We start from the raw sequence: 19164 nt of genomic DNA on the forward strand, positions 1-19164 counted from the left end.
AAGCATATCGTCACCAGGCTATACACCTCGACGATATGCCGCTGCTAGTTCATGTTCACCACGAACACATTCGTTTAACTTCTTGATTTTGCGAGCAAATATAAGAAAAAAGGGGCGCCAATGACGGCCACGACGACACCTGTCGGGATTTCGGTCGGTTGAAGAATCGTCCGCCCGATCGTATCCGCCACGATGACGAGCAGCCCGCCCGTTAATGCCGACGTTGGCAACAGTAGTTGATGCTTGGGGCCAACAAGTCGATTCGCAAGATGTGGCGCAATAAGACCAACGAATCCGATCCCCCCGCTTACCGCTACACACGCACCGGCTATACCGACTGACGCACCGATTAACTTCATTCTCTCCCTCTCTACAGATGTACCCAATCCGGTTGCTAATTGATCCCCCAGATTCAAGATGTTCATCACTTTTGCCTTATAGATGACAAATGGAATGAGGATTACGATCCACGGCAATAGAGCAAGGACATGCTTCCACGTCGAACCCCAGATGCTACCAGCCAACCATGTGGCGACGAACTGATATTTTACCGGATCAATGATTAAGGTCAATACGATCGTCACGGCACTTATTCCCGCCGCGACGGCAATCCCGTTGAACAATAATCGGATCGGCGATATGCCTTCATGACGCTTGTACGCGAGGACATAGATCAGCGCGGCCGTCGCGCTCGCACCGATGAATGCAAGCACAGGCAGCATAAACACGGGTGCCCCTGCCGTATCCTTATAGAAACCGATGAATATCATGACCATTAGCCCCGAACCTGCATTAATGCCTAGAATCCCTGGATCTGCAAGGGCATTTCGCGATACGCCCTGAAGAATACATCCGGATACGGCAAGTCCTACGCCAACCAGGACAGAGATTACGATCCTCGGCAGCCGGAAGCCGAACAGAATCAAAGATTGTTGATCCGTCCCCATACCGAACAGCGTCTTGAGCACCTCGAGGGGCGATAAGCGAATGTAACCCGTATTCATGCTAACAATGAATACCCCGATGATGAGTATTCCTAAGATCGACATCACAATCGCACCATGACGTGCTCGAAGCCGATCCGTAGATAAGGCTGGCACAGATTTCATTACAATGCCCTCCTTTCTTTACGTGCGAGATACATGAAGAACGGAACCCCAATCAGTGCAATCAAGGCCCCAATTGGCGTCTCATAAGGCGGTCGGATCATTCTTGCAGTTAGATCCGCCAGCACAACCAGCAAGCTCCCAAGAACGGCTGAGCACGGAATGATCCATCGATAGTTAACCCCAACCAAGAAACGGGTTAGATGCGGGATAATCAGTCCGACAAAGCCTACCGCACCGACCACCGCAACCGCGGAACCCGCAAGGATCAAGACAATGATTGTACCGGCAAACTTGATGGTTCGTGTTCGTTGACCGAGCCCTGCAGCAATCTCGTCACCGAGACTGAGGAGTGTAATCGAACGGGACAACATCATAGATGCGATCAATGCACCTATAATCCATGGAAGCATGACCTTAAGCTGGAACCACTTCGTTCCAGCTAATCCGCCAGCATACCAGAATGCTAAATTTTGTCCAATATTATAATGAAGAGCTACCCCCTCACTCAAAGCACCGAATAAAGCACTGACGGCAGCACCAGCCAAAACGAGCCGCACCGGCGTAAGTCCGCCGCGCGACAGTGAACCGACACCAAATACGAGTCCAGCTCCAAGGCCCGCACCGATAAAAGCAAATAGGATCAGCTGATTAAAAGACAAACCAGGGAGAAATGCAAAGCACAGCGTAATCACCAAACCTGCCCCAGCATTTAGTCCGAGCAGACCGGAATCCGCCATCGGATTTCGCGTCATTCCTTGCATAAGTGCTCCTGCTACAGCAAAACTCGCCCCTACCATCGCTCCGCCAATCACCCTTGGAAGACGAAGTTCTTGAATAATTTGATGCTGCGTAATATCTGGATTGAAGGCGAAGACAGCTTTCCAGACCATATCAAAAGAGATGTCTGCTGCACCAAAAGTGACCGATAAAGCCATCGCGAGTGCTAATCCGACAAGACCTCCAATGATAATGACACTTGCAGCAGCCGGTCTTGAGCGCAGCTGGCTTGTCGCTGCATCTGTTGAATCTTTTTGTTTATTGGACACTGCTAACATGATTCCTCTCCTTTTTACCTCTATGTATAATAGTGACGAACAAGTTGACCAGGGTTGAACGAATACTCGAATAACACCTAGGATTTAATTGATAATAATTATCATTATCATTATATAGATGAATCTATCATCTCGCAACCAATAAATCGACAAAATTTAGGTAAAAAGACGTGTGAAACGAATCCGTCTCATGCAAATGAACAGCACAAAAAAAGACGACAGCCACCAATGAACGCTTGGTAACGATCGTCTTTTTCTTCGTTAAATCTAATTATTGAGCGGTATAACCGCCATCAACGAGCAAGCTTGTTCCGGTCACGAATGATGCATCATCGCTTGCAAGGAATAGAACTGCCTTAGCAACTTCTTCAGGTTTGCCGAGTCTTCCCATTGGATGAAGACTTACGAGATGTTCATTCAGCGCTTCATTCCGTCCTTCAATTAATGGCGTATCAATGTACCCTGGGCAAATGGCGTTGACCCGGATGCCTTCTTGGGCATAGGTAATGCCTAGCGTCTGCGTCAATAGCTTCACGCCGCCTTTGGCGGACGCATAAGCAGTTACTCCGTGCTTCCCGACATGGCTATGAATGGATCCACAGTTCACGATCGCTCCGCCTGTTCCTTGCTTAAGCATTTGTTCAATCGCATATTTGTCGCAAAGGAATACACCGGTCAAGTTAATATCAATGGTACGCTGCCATGCATCCATATTCAACACATGGGCAGGACCGTCTTTCGCAATCCCTGCATTGGCATACAGGACGTCCACTCGGCCATATTTCTGAACGGTCGTGTCGATCATATGCTTTACTTGTTCTTCATTCGTTACGTCCGTCTTAATGAATAGTGCATCTTTGCCTTCGGATTGCAACGCATCAGCCAGTTGCTGTCCACGGTCAGAGAAATCGGCAATGACCACTTTCGCGCCTTCAGCCGCAAATAATTTGACCGTCGCTTCACCAATACCACTTGCTCCACCTGTTACAATCGCTACCTTGTCCAATAATTTCATGGTTTGTGCCCCCTATTCGTCTTTTACTTACTTCGCTGTTGCCCCGCCATCGACTACGAATTCAGCGCCTGTGACATGCGATGCTTCATCCGAAGCTAGGAACAGCACCATGTTCGCAATATCTTGAACAGATCCCAATCGACCGTTCGGCGACAGATCCGCTAAGTTTTCTTTAGAAGCCTTCGTCGTTGCTGCCGCATAATCCACCATGCCTGTGTCAATGTACCCCGGATGGATAGAATTCACGCGAACGCCCGCAGCCGCGTACTCGATCGCAGCGTCCTTCGACATTAATCGAACCGCGCCTTTGCTTGCCCCGTACAACACATGGCCTGATGCGCCTTTGATCCCGGCGATTGACGAAGCATTAATGACAGAGCCTTTCTTCGCTGCAGCCATGATCGGCATCACATGCTTCATCCCGAGGAATACACCCGTGACGTTAATGCCCATCAATCGATTCCATTCCTCGATCGTAATCTCCGCTAGCGGCTTAATGATATAAATTCCTGCATTATTGAACAAAATATCAATATTCGCATAAGCTTCCTTTGCTTGCTTCACCACATCAATCCAGTCGGATTCTTGAGACACGTCATGGCGAATCGCCAATCCTTGTCCGCCCAGACGAGTGATTTCTTGCACGGTTTCCTGTGCGCTCTGTAATTGAATATCTGTGACAATGACGTTAGCACCTTCTTGCGCGAATCGGATCGCAGTCGCTCTTCCAATCCCTGTACCGCCGCCTGTTATGAGTGCAACTTTCCCTTGAAGTCTCATTGCCCAACACCTCTCAATTTGTGTGATATAATTCATTGCGTTATGTTGTTCTTTATGCATTCATTGTAGCACCATTGATCATTTATTAATAATTAATTATAGTTACTATTAGTTAAGTAATACTTAAGTAATAGAGGTGTATGGTATTGAATCTCGAACAGCTCGAATATATCGTGGAAGTAGCTAAGACAGGCTCGCTAACCAGTGCTGCACAGAACAAACATGTGACGTTATCTGCAATCAGTCAGTCCATCAGTCATCTAGAGACCGAATTAGGCATACATTTATTCACTCGCTCTCGCTTGGGGGCCACATTAACGCCAGAAGGCAAATTAATAATTCAGAAAGCTTATGAAATTCTACATAAAGTACAGGATTTACGCGATGAAGCGGAAGGATATTCGAACGATGTTAGCGGCGAACTCCGTGTTGCTTCAATCCCAGGCCCAATGTCTTTATGGGTTGATTCATTAATGGGATTCAAACGCGCCTATCCGAATATCCGTATGGAGATTACCGAGAAAGGATCCCAAGAAATCCTCGATGACATCCGGCATAACAAGCTGGACATTGGACTGATCATCAAATCGGAGCACATCCATCAGAATCTCACTGGGCTTACGTTCGAGCCGCTGTTGCAAGGGCGAATTGTTGCCGGAGTCAGCCGTCAATCTCCGTTAGCACTGAGGAGTACCATCACCGCCGAGCAGTTGCGTCATGAGACGTTAGCGATTTATCAAGACGACTATGTCACTTGGTTTGTTCAATACTTTCAGGAACAGTATGGTTCGGTCAATCTGCTCTATACTTCGAATAATACCGACGCAATCCGAACTTCTGTGATCAATCATCACGCCGTTACACTCGGTATGGATTTCTCTTTCCTGCATGGTCCTGATCTATTTGCATCGAAAATCATTACCCTCGAGCTCGAATCCATTGAACAGCAGCCAGTCTACTTAGGCTGGGTCCGCGCTGAAGGGAAGCACTTCTCCGGGATTTACCGCAATTTCATCGCAAGGCTGAAAGAAGATATTGAATCCTCCCATGGGTAAGCCAAAAGAAAAAGGACCTCCTAAGAGGTCCTTCTGATTTTCTTCGCCATAAGCATAAGTTCGTATTACAGTGTCAATCCGCCGTCCACAGCGACGATCGAACCTGTCATGTAACTATTTTTCGGAGATGCTAGGAAAGTCACCACTTCTGCAAGCTCTTCGGGCTGTGCATAACGGCCAAGTCTCATATTCGGCAATTCCTCAGGAATGTATCCCGACTCCTGCATCATCGCTGGAACCGCCTGTGTAAGCGTCGTATCTACGCCGCCTGGGCAGATTGCATTCACACGGATTCCTTTCTTCACATATTCGAGTGCTGCCGATTTTGTCAAACCGACAACCGCATGCTTGCTAGCGGAGTAGACTGCCAAGCTGTGTTCACTGCGAATACCCGCTGTCGAAGCTGTGTTAATAATGACGCCGCTGCCTTGCTTTTCCATCACTTTCAACACATATTTCATGCCAAGGAATACACCTTTTACGTTAACCGAGAGAATACGATCCAGTTCCGTTTCTTCAATATCCGCGAATAACGCCATCTTCTGCAGCACACCAGCATTGTTGAAGAAGACGTCAATTCGGCTGTAAGCTTCTACGGCTTTGTTCACATAATTCTGTACATCTTCAGTATTCGCTACGTTCGCTTGCACGAAAATTCCTTCGCCGCCTTGCTCCTTCACCATCTTCAATGTCTCTTCGCCTGTCTGCTGGTTGAAATCAACCAATACAACTTTGTCGCCATTTGCCGCAAATTTTAAGCTTGTCGCACGGCCAATCCCACTACCTGCACCTGTAATAACAACAACTTGTTTTGTTTCTGACATGTTCACCGACTCCTTAAAAGTAGTATAAAATCGTGTCGTGATAGCTATAATATCTGTGTGATAGTGTGACTATCATCACATACATCATTATATACCCTTTCATTGTGGAGTACAACTTTTTCGAAAAAGCGTTTCCATTTGACAATCGACGCCCATTCTGTTAATATCTATCACCAAAAATGTGCGCAAGGGAAGGAACGTGGGGAACACGTGAATACGAAGACTAGATGGGACCTTGAACGCGAGGATGCCAAGCAGCAGCGGATTGTTCTGATCATTGAAGCGGCTGAGCGCGTCTTCAATCGCAAAGGTCTCGATAAAACAACCATGCAAGATATCGCGACAGAAGCTCATATGGGCGTCGCAACGGTATTTCGGCATTTCCCGAAAAAGGATAAATTGATCGTTGCAGTTGCTACGCGAATCGTCGAATCACAGATTGAGACATTTGATCGCGTCGTAAATCGACCGGGAACTTGTTATGACAGGCTCGAGCATATGCTAGATACATTCATTGGGTTCATCGGCGCGGAGCATAGCCAGAATACGAAGCTCCTCGAGGCATTCGAGAGTTATGCCGCACAATCCACAGAACCGCTCGAGGATCTTCCACTCTATACAGAAGCGATCGGTCGGATCAAGAACTCCTTAAGCCAAATCGTCAAAGACGGCATCAATGACGGGTCTTTGCGAGCCGATCTACCGCTTGAAGAAACGCTTGCCACCGTCATGCATGCATTCGGATTATTCGCGAAGAAATTATCCCTTCAGAACAGTATCCCGATGCTGGAGTCCGATATCGATCCCGACAGACAACTCCTTATTCTCAAACGTGTACTGCTTGATTATTTGAAATCGAACACATGAATACGGATCGGCGCGAAAAAAGCCCAAGACTAATGTCTTGGGCTTTTCGTATTAGGCAGGTCTTAGCATCTCGAATAAGGAACCCATAAATGTAACTGGCGGCGAGGCCGCATTCCGTATTGATTGAACTAAATCCTGCGGCGAAATGCGGGGTGAGCCGCCATTAATGCGCGGCAGCAGCATCCGATCCGTATCTATTGCGCTCAGCCCCGGCTTTGTCGTAAACGCATAATGAATGCCGTTTGCTTCCAGTACCCGAATCGAGGCCGCATTATGGAGTCCATAAGGATATGCGAACGAATCAATGGCATGCCGATTCATTGGCGCAAGTTTCTGCACACAAGCCTTAATATCTTGCGAAATCCGAGCTAAATATTGCAGCTTCGTCTCCTTCTTGCCATCCACGTTGAGGAATCCTGTTAGCCCATCGTGACCCCGATCTACCTTAAAATGCAGCTGATCGGTATGTGGTTGGACCTCCGTTGCAGGATCTTGCTGCAGCATATCCCGTATTTCATCTGGCGTCATGTGCGGCGTGAAGACCGCAGCGCGCGGCGTGAGATCTCCCGTGATAACGAAGCTGACGCCCGAGATGTGCCGCTTCTTCATAATTGGATAGGCATATCGATAGTAACTCTCGTACCCATCGTCGAACGTCACAAGCACAGCATTGGTCGGCACATGGCCTCCTTTCATAAAGGAGCGGAACTGGTCCAAAGAAATGAACTGCATATGGTTCCGTATAAGCTCGTCGAGCTGTGATGCAAATAAGTCAGGTGTGATGGTATCTCCATTCTGCAGCTTCGGATCGATGTGATGATACATGATCACAGCGACCTTGTGGTCATATAAAGTGGTCGACGCATTGCTCGAAGTGTCCGCATCTTTCCCGGTCGTTGAAGATCGAACGGCGTTGGGCCGTAGCGGCACCGATCCAACTCTGGCCGCATGTTTATGCCCATGATGCCATGGCATCAAGATAATCGCCAGAATGGCTGCGGCCATTAATGCCAGCATTCGAAGATGTTGCATATTTAACTTCATGATCAATCCCTCTTTCTCTTCGAGCACACAATCTCATGTCGTCACCATACCATCCGAAGCTTAAAATAAGCTGAATTCAATTGGATTATTTTGGATAACTCGTCCTATGAGCCTTGGTACTCTTCGGCCGTCATCGCGAATAAGACATGATCCTCCCAGACACCGTTAATGTGAATATAACGTTCAGCGAGACCTTCTCGTCTGAACCCTGCCTTCTCCAGTACTCTTGCGGAACGGAGATTTCTTGGCATGACACCGGCTTGAAGACGATGAATGTTCAATTGCTCAAATGCGAACTTGATGCACAACCCGACCGCTTCGGTCATGATCCCTCTCCCATTATGAGCCTGATCCAAGAAATACCCGATATTCGCATGCTGCGCAGGGCCACGGGCAATTCCCGTAATTGCGATTCGGCCAATTAGCTCATCCGTCTCCGAATCAAAAATACCAAACGTATGCGATTGATCCGACTTTGCTCCGAATTCACAATTCTCAATGTCTTGAAGCTGCCACTCGAGCGTTAAATAGTTCGCCCCGCGAAGCGGTTCAAAAGGTTGTAAAAATTGATGGTTGCGCTGACGCAGCAACAGCAATGCTTCTGCATCTTCTACCGTTAACGTTCTTAAATAAATTCGATTCCCTTTCATTTTCCACCTCGTAATTGTTCGTTGTCATACGCAACTTGGTCTGCCATTTCATGCGAGAGATGAACATGAGTTCCCTTCTCCCTTTTCTCCGCCGTCAACGCCATGGCTAACGCCACAGTCTGCGCTTCAATCGATCGATATTTCCGCAACGGCCCCAGCAGCAGCGGATTAACGAAAGGACTGATTCTCTCGGCGACACGTTCTCCAAATCGATATTCTTCTCGATCTCCCGTTAACAGAGACGGTCTAAAAATATGTAATGCAGGAAGACCAAGTGCTGCAAGCTTGTCCTCCACTTCTCCTTTCACGCGGCTGTAAAATATCGACGAGGCTGCATTCGCTCCCATCGCAGTCACGATATAATAGCCGTCTACGTGTTGAGATTCGGCGAGACGGCCTGCTTCGACTGGGTAGTCATAGTCTACTTTGCGGAATGCCTCTCTCGTCTTCGCCTTTTTTATCGTCGTCCCCAGACAGCAGAAAACATCATTCACATCAAAAAGATGTTGATGCCGCTGAAGCTGATCCATATCGATGATATGCTGAACACAACGCTCTGAAGTGAGCTGTAGCGGTCTTCGAACAAGTAGATAAATTTGCTGGTAGTAGTCCCTTGAGGCAAGGATCTCAACCAATGCCTTTCCAACTAAGCCAGATGCTCCAAGCACGAGTGCCGTTTTGTTCCCCATAGGCAGACCATTCCTTCCTATTGCGATGTATCTTTTTATCATAATATATAGAATAGCCAAATTTATATATTGACAAATTTTAATTTTTGTGTTATGATTAAAATTTATTGTTTGACATTGTTTTTGTGACACGTTATGCTATTCTAGCATCAGTCATATGAACAATGGAGGGATTCATTTGAACACAGGGATCGCTATTCAAGCACTAGAAATATCAGCACATCTCATGGGAGAGCAGCGGACGATCTACCCTACCTTAATCTGGGATGAAAGCGACGCAGTTCTGATTGATACGGGGTATCCGGGGCAGCTCCCTTTATTTCAAGAAGCCTTCGAACGGATCGGCCTATCGCTTCAATCACTTCGCAAAATCATTATTACACACCATGATCTAGATCATATCGGCGGATTGCCAAGCATCCTCACGAATGCTGAATTTCCCATTGAAGTCATTAGTCATGCCATTGAGAAACCTTATATTCAAGGGGAACGCCGAATTATGAAATTTACGGATGAAGTGATCGCATCGATGGATACTTGGCCGCCCGAACGTGCAATACCTCTTAAGCGATTACTCGCCAATCCGCCTGCAGGACCTGTGAATACGCTAGTTGCTGACGGAGAGGTCCTTCCTTATTATGGCGGCATGATCATTATTGATACACCTGGGCATACGCCAGGACACATCAGCGTCTATCACCAACCGAGCAAGACACTGATTGCAGGTGATGCGTTAGTCGTCGAGCAAGGTCATTTGTTAGGTCCTGATCCGAGATTTTCAATCGATATTGCTCTAGCGAACGAATCCATCAAGCAATTCACGCAATATGATATTTCGCGCGTCATAGCCTATCACGGCGGCGTATATGAACATAACGTCAATGATCGCATCGCTGAACTTGCGGCGCAATCCTAAGAAAAACGTCCATCCCTGCCAGGCACAAGCCTAACGGGATGGACGTTTCATATTTCATATCTATTTATGATTAACGTGCATGTCGGCTCCACGCCTCTAACGGCTTCAGCTCGGAGCAGCTCGGATCAATTTGTTGCAATCGTACATCGCGTTGATCCATCGGCAAGGCAACTTGTTCATAAATGTATTGCGTACTTAGCCCTGCTTCTGCCGCCTCTGCTTCGCCGTAACCGTAATAGACACGCTGAATATTAGCCAAATAGATTGCGCTTAGACACATCGGACAGGGTTGACCACTGGCATATAACTCATAACCAGAGAGATCTGTCGACTTTTCCTTACGCGATGCTTCTCGAATCGCTTGCATCTCCGCATGCGTCGTTGGATCGCACGTCGCTACTACTTCATTAACTCCTGTTGCGATAACCTGCCCATCCTTCACGATGATCGCACCGAACGGTTTGCCATGATGCTTCGCTGTGTTGGCATAGGCAAGCGCAATTGCCTTCGCCATCATCTCTTGTCTGGATGCTTCGTCCTGTTGATGCTTCATCTTGTTACTCCTCCTTCAGGGCCTGCCGTCTTATCTCGACCCATCGCTAACTTTGTTGCCTCGATACCATACGGATTGACGCGGCGATCTTCTAGCGACCGCCTCTGCTGAACAACTCGCCTGAACGAGTACGAAATCCGCATCGTCTCCAACGCGTGGCCAGACTTGGTTACCGTTCGGATCGAGCGGCGTAATCCCGCCTGTAATGTATCGCAGCGATTGTGACAGTTTGCGTTCGTCATTGTAATGATAGAGCTCTGCGAAACGTCCTGCTTTCTCCAGCATATCCCCGTTACCAAAAGGAGACCAATGATCCGTCAAGCTATCGGTCCCGAGGCTGACACGGACACCCTTGCTATCAAGCATCGGGAGCGGCATATGTGTCCTGCCGATCGGCACCGTTGAAGCAATCGAAATACCGAGTTCGCTGAATCGATCCGCCATCAACTCCGCTTCAGAAGCTTCAGCGCCCGCGAACCAGAACGCATGACTCACGGTAACGCGCCCAATCAAACCAGCTTCTTCGGTCAAATCCGCTAGGCGCAAGAGGGTATGCTTCGCATATTCTCCGCCTTCATGCAGATGCATATCGATGCCAGCATTGGCTTCAATGGCAATCTCGAACATCGTTTGCAATGATCTCTCGATATCTCCGTCCACCGAACGTGGGTCCAGCCCGCCGACATGCGTCGCCCCCTCACGCATCGCTTCGCGGACCAATCCAACAGAATCCGAATGCAGCAACCCATGTTGCGGGAAGGCAACGATTTCTGAAGACATTTTATTCGCAAATGCTGCTAATGCCCGCTTGGTCGCCTCTAGACGATGCAAGCCGCTAACATGTTCGATATTGCAATGGGTGCGGACATGCGTCGTTCCTAATCCCTGAATCAGCGTCATTATGCCCTCAGCTTGCTGTTGAGACTGCGGTAATATGCGCGGCAGCAGCACCTTCTCTTCTTCAATCCGGTCAAAGATACTCGAGATTGGCTTCACCGCCTGCCACGCATCGCCATAATACGTCTTGTCCAAATGGATATGTCCATCTACGAAAGAAGGCAACATAAGTAGATTACTACCATCATAAGTCGCCAGCTCGGTATCGAGCGGCACATCGGCATCGATAATCTCAGCAATCTTTCCTTCTTCTATCTTTACATGGCAGCTCTTTGTTTTTGTTCCGGTAACCCGTTCATTTTCTACAATATAGGATTGCTCCAACAACACGCGGGTCAGCCAAAATGATGTTTTCATCCGATTTCACGCATCCTTTGCTTCATAGTATCGATTATGATGATTGCAGCGCCTCGATTAACAACTTTTCGATTTCCGTAAAATGACGGTTCTTCGCGTGCTCTAACGGCGTTATGCCATTTTTATCCGGAATCGTAACATCTGCTCCATGCGCAATGAGTAATTGAATGACTTGCTGTTGGTTCGGGCCACCGTTATTCAGAATGATGGCTTCCATTAGCGCCGTCCATCCCAGGTTATTTATGTGGTTCACATCAATCGAAGTTCTCGTTAGCAGCTCACGTACCATTTCAACATACCCATGCTCAGAAGCCGGGATGAGTGCGACGCCGCCATACCGATTCGTGATCGCGGGGTCTGCGCCAGCATCAATCAGCAGCTTCACGATGTCGAGCAACCCTTCGGCTCCAGCATAGAGGAACGGATTATCCAATTGATTATCCTGAATATGGATGTTCGCTCCCGCTTCTATCAATGCTTGCACCGTTTCTGGATGGTTCCCGTGGGTAGCTGCCAGGATTGCCGTCCGCCCTCGCTCATCACGCGCATCAATATGCGCCCCTTGCTCAAGCCACTGCAATACTGATTCCGTACTTCCTTGCTCGGCAGCTAGAATAAGCTGACTGTTCATCCTTGCCACATCCTTTGTCATAGAATTGTCTGGCTGCTGACATGCCGTCAACATGAAGAAACCGCAATACATGAGAATAATTCGTATCACGATGACGCTCCCCTCTTTCACCGGGTGTTGATGATATGGTACCATAGCCCATAACGAACGAAAAATATTTAAAAAGTTCAATTTGCATACTTATATCGTTCGCTAGTAAAAGGAGTGGATTCACGTATGGATATTCGTCAGCTTCGTTATTTCATAGCCATCGCAGAGGAAAAACAAATTACGGCAGCCGCGCATCGTCTACATATGGCACAACCTCCGCTAGGACAACAATTGAAAGGGATGGAACAAGAACTAGGTGTCCAGCTCGTGAAGCGCACGGGGAAAACGTTGGAGCTGACCGATGCAGGACAAGCCCTCTACCGGCATGCGGTTCAACTCACCAAGCTGCTTGAGGAGTCGCAGATCGAAGTCCAAGAAATCGGACAAGGGACACGCGGCAAATTAACGATAGGCGTCAATACATTATCGTCTGCTGCCTTGCCGAAGCTGCTGCGGATCTTCCAAGAACGGTATCCGCAAATTACGTATCGGATTCAGCAGAACGAATCGGCTCAGATCCTACGACTAATTCATGAACGCGCGATTGAACTCGGCATCGTACGGCTTCCGCTCGATGTAAGTGAATTTGAAGTAATGGCGTTACGATCAGAGCCATTCTATTTTGTCAGATCAAGTACGCATCCATTCGCTGGAGCGCCAATTACGTATGAGGATATTGAACCGTGCCCGCTTATTCTGCCCAGCACCGAGGGTCTCGGACTCTATCAGAATATTCTCGAGCAATTTACGATGCGGGGGTTACGTGCGAATGTCATTGGGGAATGCTCCGATATTGTCACACTGCTCGAATGGGTGTCTACAGGTCATGGAACGACGATCGTGCCTGCATCGATTCTGCAGTTGTATCGAGGCTACGACATCCAAGCCGACTCGATTACGGACAGCGAGAACGCCTTTGCGACCGGCTTAGTCTGGTTGAAAGACCGCTATTTGACGAAGCCGGCGGAGCATTTTATCGAACTAATGAAGGAATTAGAGCTGGGGGAACTATAGCAGGTTAACCAATCTTAGTACCCTCTCGCTCATATGATACGCTAGGATGATGTCACCATTCGCTTCGAATTCCCCGGTCTCGACGAATCCGCATTTCTTATACAATTGATTCGCGGCGGTGTTATGCGGAACATGTGACACGCGAATCTGTGTGCAATTTTTTCTGGTATGCAACTGATCTATCACTTCACGAATAGCTGCAGTCCCATAGCCATTTCCTTGATAACGCGCATCAATCATAAATCGAAGAATCCAATAATAGCCATCTGGATAAACTTCCTGATCGAATAAGACAAAACCGACCATGGTGCGGTCTGTGTATATCCCGTAAGGCTTGGAGGTTACCTCATTGTTGGCATGGATGAGTGAATCCGCGTTAGATGCGACGAGGTCCATTTGATCCGCGCCTGGACTGAGCTGGATGCAATCACGTTCATTCTCTGCCGTGATTGGGATCAGTGTAATTCGTTGTGGCATATTCATAGATCATCACTCCTGTTACTAGAATCATAGAATTATCCCAGCCATTCTCAATCATAGACACACCTTGGATAAAAGAATAAGCGTTGGAAAATATTACAGTCAATTTCACTTTATCACAACCAACTTCTATGATCTACGCTTTTGAACCTCTCCTCCAACCTCTGAACCCACGAATAATCCTTCCATTAAATTCAAAATAGATGTTGACACTGAGAACGATTATCAATTAGTATACTGATAATGAATATCATTCTCATGACCAAGGGCCCGGTTTGTTGATGATACTCCATCAAATGAACAAGATTCTAGGAGGAACTCTCGCATGAAATGGTCTATGTCTAAAATCAGTATGGCTATGCTATCCTTAGCACTTATCGTTGCATCTCCGCTCACTGCTGGCTCCCTCGCCTACGCTGCACCTACAAAAGCCGCACCAACTGCGAAGGCAGCGGTGACGAAATCTTTTACTGTGAAGGACTTTGCGAATCGAGAAATCACATTTACGAAACCCGTCAGCCGCGTTGTGGTCCTCAGCTCGGGCGATGCTAGAATCATGTCCGACTTGGGCGCTACGGTCGTAGGAAGACCAGCTATTCAAGATCCGACCTTCCCGCAAACCGTCATGAAGGCCGTTGAAGTCGGCTCGACGCACAAAGTAGATTATGAGAAGGTCACTTCTCTGAAGCCTGAGCTTATCATCGCGAATGTCGCCAATCTGAAAGATGTCAAATCGCTTGAAGCGACTGGAGCAAAAGTGTTCCTGGGCAGCGCCAGCTCGATCAACGACATCCAGAAGAGCATTACGCTATATGGTCAGATGACCGGCCGCGATAAACGCGCAACTGAAATCAATACATACATGAACAAACTGCTCAAAGAAATTAAAGTCGATAAAGAGAACCCAAAAAAAGTGTTGCTCGTCTATGGTGCCCCTGGCACTCTGCTCGCTGCACTCCCATCTTCACTATCCGGTGATCTGCTCGCCAAAGCTGGCGGTAAGAACGTAGCCGAAGATTACCCTGCTATGAAAGAATATAGCGGCTATGCGCAATTAAGCACGGAGCGGATCATTACGTCTGATCCGGATTACGTCATGCTCATTACACACGGCGATCCGGCTGAGGTCGAGAAAACCTTCATGACTGAAATTCAGAAAAATGCTGCATGGAAAAATTTAAAAGCGATAAAGAACAAAAAAGTGATCGTCTTGCCATCCAATTTATTTGGGGTCAACCCAGGCTCCAATGTAACGGATGCGCTGCAATTTTTAACGAAGAAACTTCAGGAAGAGGATAAATAATGAGCCTTGCTCGTCCATCCCAATCACCACTTACGAAATCGGCGATTCCGAAGGTCATAGCTCCCGTTGATCGTCGATTGTTCACGAGGCAAATTGCGATTGTGGTGTCGATCCTATTACTAATCGCAGCGATGCTGTACGGTCTGATCATCGGATCTGTACATGTCCCGCTGCAGACCATCTGGAATGTTCTCGTGTATCATGAACCCTCCACCGAAGAGCAGATTATTTGGAACTTCCGACTTCCACGTGTCCTAATTGGAGCATGTGTTGGCATGGTATTGGCCATGTCTGGCGCATTTATGCAAGGTGTCATGCGGAATCCTCTTGCTGATCCAGGCATAATCGGAGTCTCTGCAGGGGCTGGATTGATGGCTGTGCTTATCATGATTGTGTTCCCTGAGTACTATTATCTCATTCCTGTTGCTGCCTTCGCCGGGGCATGGATTGCTGTGATGTTGACGTATGCGCTCTCTTGGAAACAAGGGGCCGTGCCTGTTCGCATTATTCTTGCTGGGGTAGCTGTCAATTCGCTGCTCGCTGCAGTGACTTCGGGCATAATGCAGCTCTACAGCGATCGCGTGCAGGCGGTTCTCCCTTGGCTCGCAGGTGGTTTATCCGGAGTCAGCTGGTACCACCTCGATATGATATTGCCATATGTCGCTGTCGCGATCCTTCTCTCAATCTTCGCGATCCGGCACGCGAATATCCTATTGCTCGGGGATGAAGCTGCGAAGCTACTCGGCCATCCGACGGAGAAGAGTCGAATCTTCCTCATCGTCGTCAGTACGCTGCTCGCGGGGATCGCGGTCAGTGTATCCGGATTGATCGGCTTCGTTGGTCTCGTCATCCCGCATATTGTACGGATGATCGTCGGTAGCAATTATAAATTTCTACTGCCGATGTCCGCGATCTGCGGCGCAGCACTAGTCGTGTTCGCAGATACTGCGGCTCGAAGTTGGTTCGATCCGGTCGAGCTGCCTGTCGGGATCTTGTTAGCTGCGCTTGGCGGACCGTTCTTCTTGTACTTATTGCGGCGTGGAGGTGCTCGTATTGGCAATTCTTGATGCGGAACGAATCTCTTTTGCTCCTACTCCACGTTTTTCAATTCAAGATGTCAACATATCTGCTGAACAAGGCGAACGCATCGCCATCATCGGCCCTAACGGCTCTGGCAAATCAACGATGCTGCGGCTGATCACCCGCTTGTTGCAGCCGAAGACAGGTACCGTCATGCTCGACGGCCATGATATTCGCACGTTGCGCGGCAATGAGATTGCCAGAATATTAGCGATGCTTCCCCAAATGCAAGCGGGTCAGCATGATTTAACGGTACGTGATCTTGTTCGTTATGGACGGCATCCTCATCAGCGCTGGTTCTCCGGAATGAGCCCGGAAGATCATGAGATTGTTGCTTGGGCCATTCAATCGACGCGGATGACTCATCTAGCGGATCAGCAGCTTCAGTCCTTATCGGGTGGTGAACGACAACGCGCCTGGATTGCCATGTCTCTTGCTCAGCTGCCTAAGGTCCTATTACTCGATGAGCCTACCACTTTCCTAGATATCTCCCATCAATTCGAGATTCTAGAGCTCATCACGCAATTAAATAAAGAAATGAATATGACCATCGTGTCCGTCCTGCATGATATCAATCAAGCCGCACAATATAGTGATCGATTAATTGTGATGAAAGAGGGGCGTATGGTCACACAAGGCACACCTACGGAAGTTCTTACACATGAGATGTTCGAGGAAGTTTTTGAGATTCGTGTACGTATTCACCATGACGATCCTTATCCTTATGTTCGATTAATGCAATGCTTGCGCTGCGATAAACCGTCATGTCTCTAACCGAATAATTCAGGATGAAAGAAGGCGTTGAACATGGAACAACCATTAGAACAGCAATCCACCCCCTCTGCCATTCCAACAGAGCTCGTCCGGCAATTTGTAGCCAGTGCACATCATGATCTGGCAACGGTTCAATCCATGCTGGAAGTAGAACCCGGCTTGCTGCATGCCGCGATGAACTGGGGTGGTGCGGATTGGGAGACCGCCTTAGGAGCCGCTGCCCATGTAGGCAGGCAAGACATTGCTCGCTATCTGCTCGATCAAGGCGCACATTTGGATCTATTCGCAGCTGCGATGCTCGGGTATGTGGACGTGGTGAAGAGTATTGTTGAGGCTCATCCATCAGCGAGGTTTGCCACAGGTCCACATGGCATCTCCCTCCTCCGTCATGCTTATATGGGCGGAGAAGATGCACGAGACGTCGTAATTTTTCTAGAGCAAAACATAAATTCATTCCCAAGGAGTGTCGATCCATGATTGTTGTGACCAATACAATTCAAATCCGCAAAGGCCATGGCGAGTCCATCGCTGAGCGATTTCAGAACCCGAAAGGCGTTCACCTCATGCCTGGCTTCATCTCCATGGAACTCTGGCTAACCCAGAACTTAGAAGAATATGATGAGCTCAAAGTAAACACGGTCTGGGAACATCGCGAAGCATTCGATGGTTGGGTGAAAAGTGATTCCTTCAAGCAGTCCCATGGTGAACGGAGAAAAGAAAAAGCGGAGCGGAGCGAAACGGCGGAAGATGGATCCGGTGAAGGCACCATCATTCTCGGCAACAGAGTCTCCATGCACACCGTTCTGTTCACCGTGAAGGCTGATCCAGTAACTACCTAACAGCAACTGAAAAACCCCTGTACCACAGCTATTCACTAGAACGCTGTAGTGCAGGGGTTATATGCTGTTCACCGTACGATGAATTAATAGGACAACTTATTTCCTACAAAATGATAGTACGGGCCAAGGCAGAGCACATCATCTCTATGGCTTGACCCCTTCAAATGCATAAAATGCTAGCGATTTATCGTGATCCGTGTTCAATCGAAACCTCTCGATGAAGTCTGGCATGAGCTCCTTCGCTGTATGCACATCAACCCAACGCACATCGACAATATCTTGGTCCGGATCTTGTAATTGGATCGATCCGCCAATAATTATAGCGGTAAAAGTAATAATGAGGGCATGACTTTCCCGCGCAGTAAAGTACATCTCCCGCAAGGAATTTAATCCCGTAATCGCAATATCATATCCCGTCTCTTCTTTGGCCTCACGGATGGCGCCTTGTTCCAGCGTTTCACCCTCTTCTACTTCACCACCGGGCAGACTCCAGTAAGAGGAAGTTCCTTGACCGTTCTGTACGACTAGAATTCTTCCTTGCTCATCATGGATTAACACAGATGCGACATTTACACGTTTCATCGATATAGCCTCGTTTCTATTATCTAAGTTGTTCTCTCAAAATGTATACTTCGCAACGACTTCACCACCGGACCATGGCATGATACCTAATTCCTTAAAGCCTGCAGCGGTGTAGAGCCCTCTCGCCTGCTCATTCATAGGCGCATAGCTGATCATAAGAACATCGGTCCGATCCTCACGTTGTCTAATCGACTCGATGATCAGCTGGAATGCCGCCTTGCCATATCCAAGACCCTGAAACCGCTCATCGATCATGAAACGATAGATCCAATAGTTACTGTCATCGGAATCTAGTCCAAATAACGTGAATCCGACCATCTGCTGGTCAACATAAATCGCTTTAGCCTCAAATTGCTCAAGAAATTGAACTTGTGCAATCGAATAGAGATTTGACGCAATGAACCGTTCCTGTTCCTTTTTCGTCTTAAGACTGATACATTCTTCCCAATTTTGTTTATCAATCGCTTGCATCGTGATCATTCCGAACTCCTCCTAAGTGTTGTAGAGAAATCCGACGATAAATGGACTCTCTACGTTGTTAAATACCTGCCTAGTTTAAG

At 47.9% G+C, this 19164-nt stretch carries 23 protein-coding genes; 9 read left to right on the forward strand and 14 right to left on the reverse strand.

What is annotated here, in order from left to right; all coding sequences use genetic code 11:
- Positions 1 to 74 precede the first annotated feature (74 nt).
- The 4 genes from GCU39_RS11420 to GCU39_RS11435 all read right to left on the reverse strand — a co-directional run bounded on the left by GCU39_RS11420 (position 75) and on the right by GCU39_RS11435 (position 3959).
- Entirely contained in the window at positions 75 to 1109 is a 1035-nt protein-coding gene (locus GCU39_RS11420) for a FecCD family ABC transporter permease (RefSeq protein WP_152393619.1), read from the reverse strand.
- On the reverse strand, positions 1109 to 2164 hold the full coding sequence (locus tag GCU39_RS11425) for a FecCD family ABC transporter permease (protein WP_152393620.1): 1056 nt from the start codon (positions 2162 to 2164) through the stop codon (positions 1109 to 1111). The genes GCU39_RS11420 and GCU39_RS11425 overlap by 1 nt, the downstream gene beginning before the upstream one ends.
- A gap of 271 nt (positions 2165 to 2435) precedes the next feature.
- Positions 2436 to 3179 (reverse strand): SDR family NAD(P)-dependent oxidoreductase, encoded by a 744-nt coding sequence (locus tag GCU39_RS11430; protein WP_152393621.1) that lies wholly within the window; start codon positions 3177 to 3179, stop codon positions 2436 to 2438.
- Positions 3180 to 3206: 27 nt separating this feature from the next.
- Complete coding sequence (locus tag GCU39_RS11435) at positions 3207 to 3959, reverse strand: SDR family NAD(P)-dependent oxidoreductase (RefSeq protein WP_152393622.1); 753 nt, start codon at positions 3957 to 3959, stop codon at positions 3207 to 3209.
- Positions 3960 to 4105: 146 nt separating this feature from the next.
- Here GCU39_RS11435 and GCU39_RS11440 point away from each other — a divergent pair, with 146 nt between their 5' ends.
- Positions 4106 to 5014 (forward strand): LysR family transcriptional regulator, encoded by a 909-nt coding sequence (locus GCU39_RS11440; protein ID WP_152393623.1) that lies wholly within the window; start codon positions 4106 to 4108, stop codon positions 5012 to 5014.
- 65 nt (positions 5015 to 5079) lie between these two features.
- Here the strand turns inward: GCU39_RS11440 and GCU39_RS11445 are convergent, their stop codons facing one another.
- Entirely contained in the window at positions 5080 to 5838 is a 759-nt protein-coding gene (locus tag GCU39_RS11445) for an SDR family NAD(P)-dependent oxidoreductase (RefSeq protein ID WP_152393624.1), read from the reverse strand.
- Positions 5839 to 6048: 210 nt separating this feature from the next.
- Here GCU39_RS11445 and GCU39_RS11450 point away from each other — a divergent pair, with 210 nt between their 5' ends.
- Complete coding sequence (locus GCU39_RS11450) at positions 6049 to 6705, forward strand: TetR/AcrR family transcriptional regulator (protein ID WP_152393625.1); 657 nt, start codon at positions 6049 to 6051, stop codon at positions 6703 to 6705.
- Between the two features lie 51 nt (positions 6706 to 6756).
- Here GCU39_RS11450 and GCU39_RS11455 read toward each other — a convergent pair whose 3' ends face one another.
- The 3 genes from GCU39_RS11455 to GCU39_RS11465 all read right to left on the reverse strand — a co-directional run bounded on the left by GCU39_RS11455 (position 6757) and on the right by GCU39_RS11465 (position 9088).
- Complete coding sequence (locus GCU39_RS11455) at positions 6757 to 7749, reverse strand: polysaccharide deacetylase family protein (protein WP_152393626.1); 993 nt, start codon at positions 7747 to 7749, stop codon at positions 6757 to 6759.
- Between the two features lie 104 nt (positions 7750 to 7853).
- A complete protein-coding gene (locus tag GCU39_RS11460) occupies positions 7854 to 8399 on the reverse strand; it encodes a GNAT family N-acetyltransferase (RefSeq protein WP_152393627.1) in 546 nt (181 codons plus the stop codon).
- A complete protein-coding gene (locus GCU39_RS11465) occupies positions 8396 to 9088 on the reverse strand; it encodes an oxidoreductase (RefSeq protein ID WP_152393628.1) in 693 nt (230 codons plus the stop codon). Before GCU39_RS11465 ends, GCU39_RS11460 begins: the two co-directional genes overlap by 4 nt.
- A 178-nt stretch (positions 9089 to 9266) precedes the next feature.
- On the opposite strand from GCU39_RS11465, the gene GCU39_RS11470 reads away from it, so the two are divergent.
- The gene (locus GCU39_RS11470) at positions 9267 to 10004 is read left to right on the forward strand and encodes an MBL fold metallo-hydrolase (RefSeq protein ID WP_152393629.1); all 738 of its coding nucleotides are present in this window, start codon (positions 9267 to 9269) and stop codon (positions 10002 to 10004) included.
- A 70-nt stretch (positions 10005 to 10074) separates the two neighbouring features.
- Here the strand turns inward: GCU39_RS11470 and GCU39_RS11475 are convergent, their stop codons facing one another.
- From GCU39_RS11475 to GCU39_RS11485, 3 genes are read right to left on the reverse strand one after another with little or no spacing between them, the layout of a single operon-like run.
- Entirely contained in the window at positions 10075 to 10557 is a 483-nt protein-coding gene (locus tag GCU39_RS11475) for a nucleoside deaminase (protein ID WP_152393630.1), read from the reverse strand.
- Between the two features lie 30 nt (positions 10558 to 10587).
- Positions 10588 to 11811 carry an amidohydrolase gene (locus tag GCU39_RS11480; protein WP_152393631.1) on the reverse strand — a complete coding sequence of 408 codons (1224 nt, stop codon included), beginning with the start codon at positions 11809 to 11811 and terminating at the stop codon, positions 10588 to 10590.
- Between the two features lie 34 nt (positions 11812 to 11845).
- A complete protein-coding gene (locus GCU39_RS11485; protein ID WP_227793625.1) occupies positions 11846 to 12514 on the reverse strand; it encodes an ankyrin repeat domain-containing protein in 669 nt (222 codons plus the stop codon).
- A gap of 144 nt (positions 12515 to 12658) precedes the next feature.
- Between GCU39_RS11485 and GCU39_RS11490 the strand changes: the two genes are divergently transcribed.
- Positions 12659 to 13546, forward strand: coding sequence for a LysR family transcriptional regulator (locus tag GCU39_RS11490; protein ID WP_152393633.1), 888 nt, complete (start codon positions 12659 to 12661; stop codon positions 13544 to 13546).
- Here GCU39_RS11490 and GCU39_RS11495 read toward each other — a convergent pair.
- Positions 13541 to 14029, reverse strand: coding sequence for a GNAT family N-acetyltransferase (locus GCU39_RS11495; RefSeq protein WP_152393634.1), 489 nt, complete (start codon positions 14027 to 14029; stop codon positions 13541 to 13543). The genes GCU39_RS11490 and GCU39_RS11495 overlap by 6 nt on opposite strands.
- A 322-nt stretch (positions 14030 to 14351) precedes the next feature.
- Between GCU39_RS11495 and GCU39_RS11500 the strand changes: the two genes are divergently transcribed.
- Genes GCU39_RS11500 through GCU39_RS11520 form a run of 5 tightly spaced genes read left to right on the forward strand, consistent with a single transcriptional unit; the run spans position 14352 to position 18022 of the window.
- Complete coding sequence (locus GCU39_RS11500) at positions 14352 to 15329, forward strand: ABC transporter substrate-binding protein (RefSeq protein WP_152393635.1); 978 nt, start codon at positions 14352 to 14354, stop codon at positions 15327 to 15329.
- Entirely contained in the window at positions 15329 to 16396 is a 1068-nt protein-coding gene (locus tag GCU39_RS11505; protein WP_321575634.1) for a FecCD family ABC transporter permease, read from the forward strand. Before GCU39_RS11500 ends, GCU39_RS11505 begins: the two co-directional genes overlap by 1 nt.
- Entirely contained in the window at positions 16374 to 17183 is an 810-nt protein-coding gene (locus GCU39_RS11510; protein WP_227793627.1) for an ABC transporter ATP-binding protein, read from the forward strand. Before GCU39_RS11505 ends, GCU39_RS11510 begins: the two co-directional genes overlap by 23 nt.
- Before the next feature lie 33 nt (positions 17184 to 17216).
- Positions 17217 to 17660, forward strand: a complete 444-nt coding sequence (locus GCU39_RS11515; RefSeq protein WP_152393637.1) for an ankyrin repeat domain-containing protein — start codon at positions 17217 to 17219, stop codon at positions 17658 to 17660.
- On the forward strand, positions 17657 to 18022 hold the full coding sequence (locus tag GCU39_RS11520; protein WP_152393638.1) for an antibiotic biosynthesis monooxygenase: 366 nt from the start codon (positions 17657 to 17659) through the stop codon (positions 18020 to 18022). Before GCU39_RS11515 ends, GCU39_RS11520 begins: the two co-directional genes overlap by 4 nt.
- A 144-nt stretch (positions 18023 to 18166) precedes the next feature.
- On the opposite strand, the gene GCU39_RS11525 is transcribed toward GCU39_RS11520, so the two are convergent.
- Positions 18167 to 18604: an NUDIX hydrolase gene (locus GCU39_RS11525; RefSeq protein ID WP_152393639.1), complete on the reverse strand. Its 438-nt coding sequence runs from the start codon at positions 18602 to 18604 to the stop codon at positions 18167 to 18169.
- Positions 18605 to 18640: 36 nt separating this feature from the next.
- The gene (locus GCU39_RS11530) at positions 18641 to 19084 is read right to left on the reverse strand and encodes a GNAT family N-acetyltransferase (protein WP_152393640.1); all 444 of its coding nucleotides are present in this window, start codon (positions 19082 to 19084) and stop codon (positions 18641 to 18643) included.
- Positions 19085 to 19164 lie beyond the last annotated feature (80 nt).

The sequence above is a fragment of the Paenibacillus guangzhouensis genome (genome assembly GCF_009363075.1).
In the GTDB taxonomy this organism is placed as follows: Bacteria; Bacillota; Bacilli; order Paenibacillales; family Paenibacillaceae; genus Paenibacillus_K; species Paenibacillus_K guangzhouensis.

What these genes read in the sequence shown, in the direction of transcription:
- GCU39_RS11490 (WP_152393633.1), top strand. Translation starts at nt 12,659, where the DNA reads ATGGATATTCGTCAGCTTCGTTATTTCATAGCCATCGCAGAGGAAAAA.
- GCU39_RS11430 (WP_152393621.1), bottom strand. Translation starts at nt 3,179, where the DNA reads ATGAAATTATTGGACAAGGTAGCGATTGTAACAGGTGGAGCAAGTGGT.
- GCU39_RS11465 (WP_152393628.1), bottom strand. Translation starts at nt 9,088, where the DNA reads ATGGGGAACAAAACGGCACTCGTGCTTGGAGCATCTGGCTTAGTTGGA.
- GCU39_RS11525 (WP_152393639.1), bottom strand. Translation starts at nt 18,604, where the DNA reads ATGAAACGTGTAAATGTCGCATCTGTGTTAATCCATGATGAGCAAGGA.
- GCU39_RS11460 (WP_152393627.1), bottom strand. Translation starts at nt 8,399, where the DNA reads ATGAAAGGGAATCGAATTTATTTAAGAACGTTAACGGTAGAAGATGCA.
- GCU39_RS11515 (WP_152393637.1), top strand. Translation starts at nt 17,217, where the DNA reads ATGGAACAACCATTAGAACAGCAATCCACCCCCTCTGCCATTCCAACA.
- GCU39_RS11480 (WP_152393631.1), bottom strand. Translation starts at nt 11,811, where the DNA reads ATGAAAACATCATTTTGGCTGACCCGCGTGTTGTTGGAGCAATCCTAT.
- GCU39_RS11475 (WP_152393630.1), bottom strand. Translation starts at nt 10,557, where the DNA reads ATGAAGCATCAACAGGACGAAGCATCCAGACAAGAGATGATGGCGAAG.
- GCU39_RS11445 (WP_152393624.1), bottom strand. Translation starts at nt 5,838, where the DNA reads ATGTCAGAAACAAAACAAGTTGTTGTTATTACAGGTGCAGGTAGTGGG.
- GCU39_RS11435 (WP_152393622.1), bottom strand. Translation starts at nt 3,959, where the DNA reads ATGAGACTTCAAGGGAAAGTTGCACTCATAACAGGCGGCGGTACAGGG.
- GCU39_RS11485 (WP_227793625.1), bottom strand. Translation starts at nt 12,514, where the DNA reads ATGTATTGCGGTTTCTTCATGTTGACGGCATGTCAGCAGCCAGACAAT.
- GCU39_RS11420 (WP_152393619.1), bottom strand. Translation starts at nt 1,109, where the DNA reads ATGAAATCTGTGCCAGCCTTATCTACGGATCGGCTTCGAGCACGTCAT.
- GCU39_RS11495 (WP_152393634.1), bottom strand. Translation starts at nt 14,029, where the DNA reads ATGAATATGCCACAACGAATTACACTGATCCCAATCACGGCAGAGAAT.
- GCU39_RS11530 (WP_152393640.1), bottom strand. Translation starts at nt 19,084, where the DNA reads ATGATCACGATGCAAGCGATTGATAAACAAAATTGGGAAGAATGTATC.
- GCU39_RS11455 (WP_152393626.1), bottom strand. Translation starts at nt 7,749, where the DNA reads ATGAAGTTAAATATGCAACATCTTCGAATGCTGGCATTAATGGCCGCA.
- GCU39_RS11520 (WP_152393638.1), top strand. Translation starts at nt 17,657, where the DNA reads ATGATTGTTGTGACCAATACAATTCAAATCCGCAAAGGCCATGGCGAG.
- GCU39_RS11500 (WP_152393635.1), top strand. Translation starts at nt 14,352, where the DNA reads ATGAAATGGTCTATGTCTAAAATCAGTATGGCTATGCTATCCTTAGCA.
- GCU39_RS11425 (WP_152393620.1), bottom strand. Translation starts at nt 2,164, where the DNA reads ATGTTAGCAGTGTCCAATAAACAAAAAGATTCAACAGATGCAGCGACA.
- GCU39_RS11505 (WP_321575634.1), top strand. Translation starts at nt 15,329, where the DNA reads ATGAGCCTTGCTCGTCCATCCCAATCACCACTTACGAAATCGGCGATT.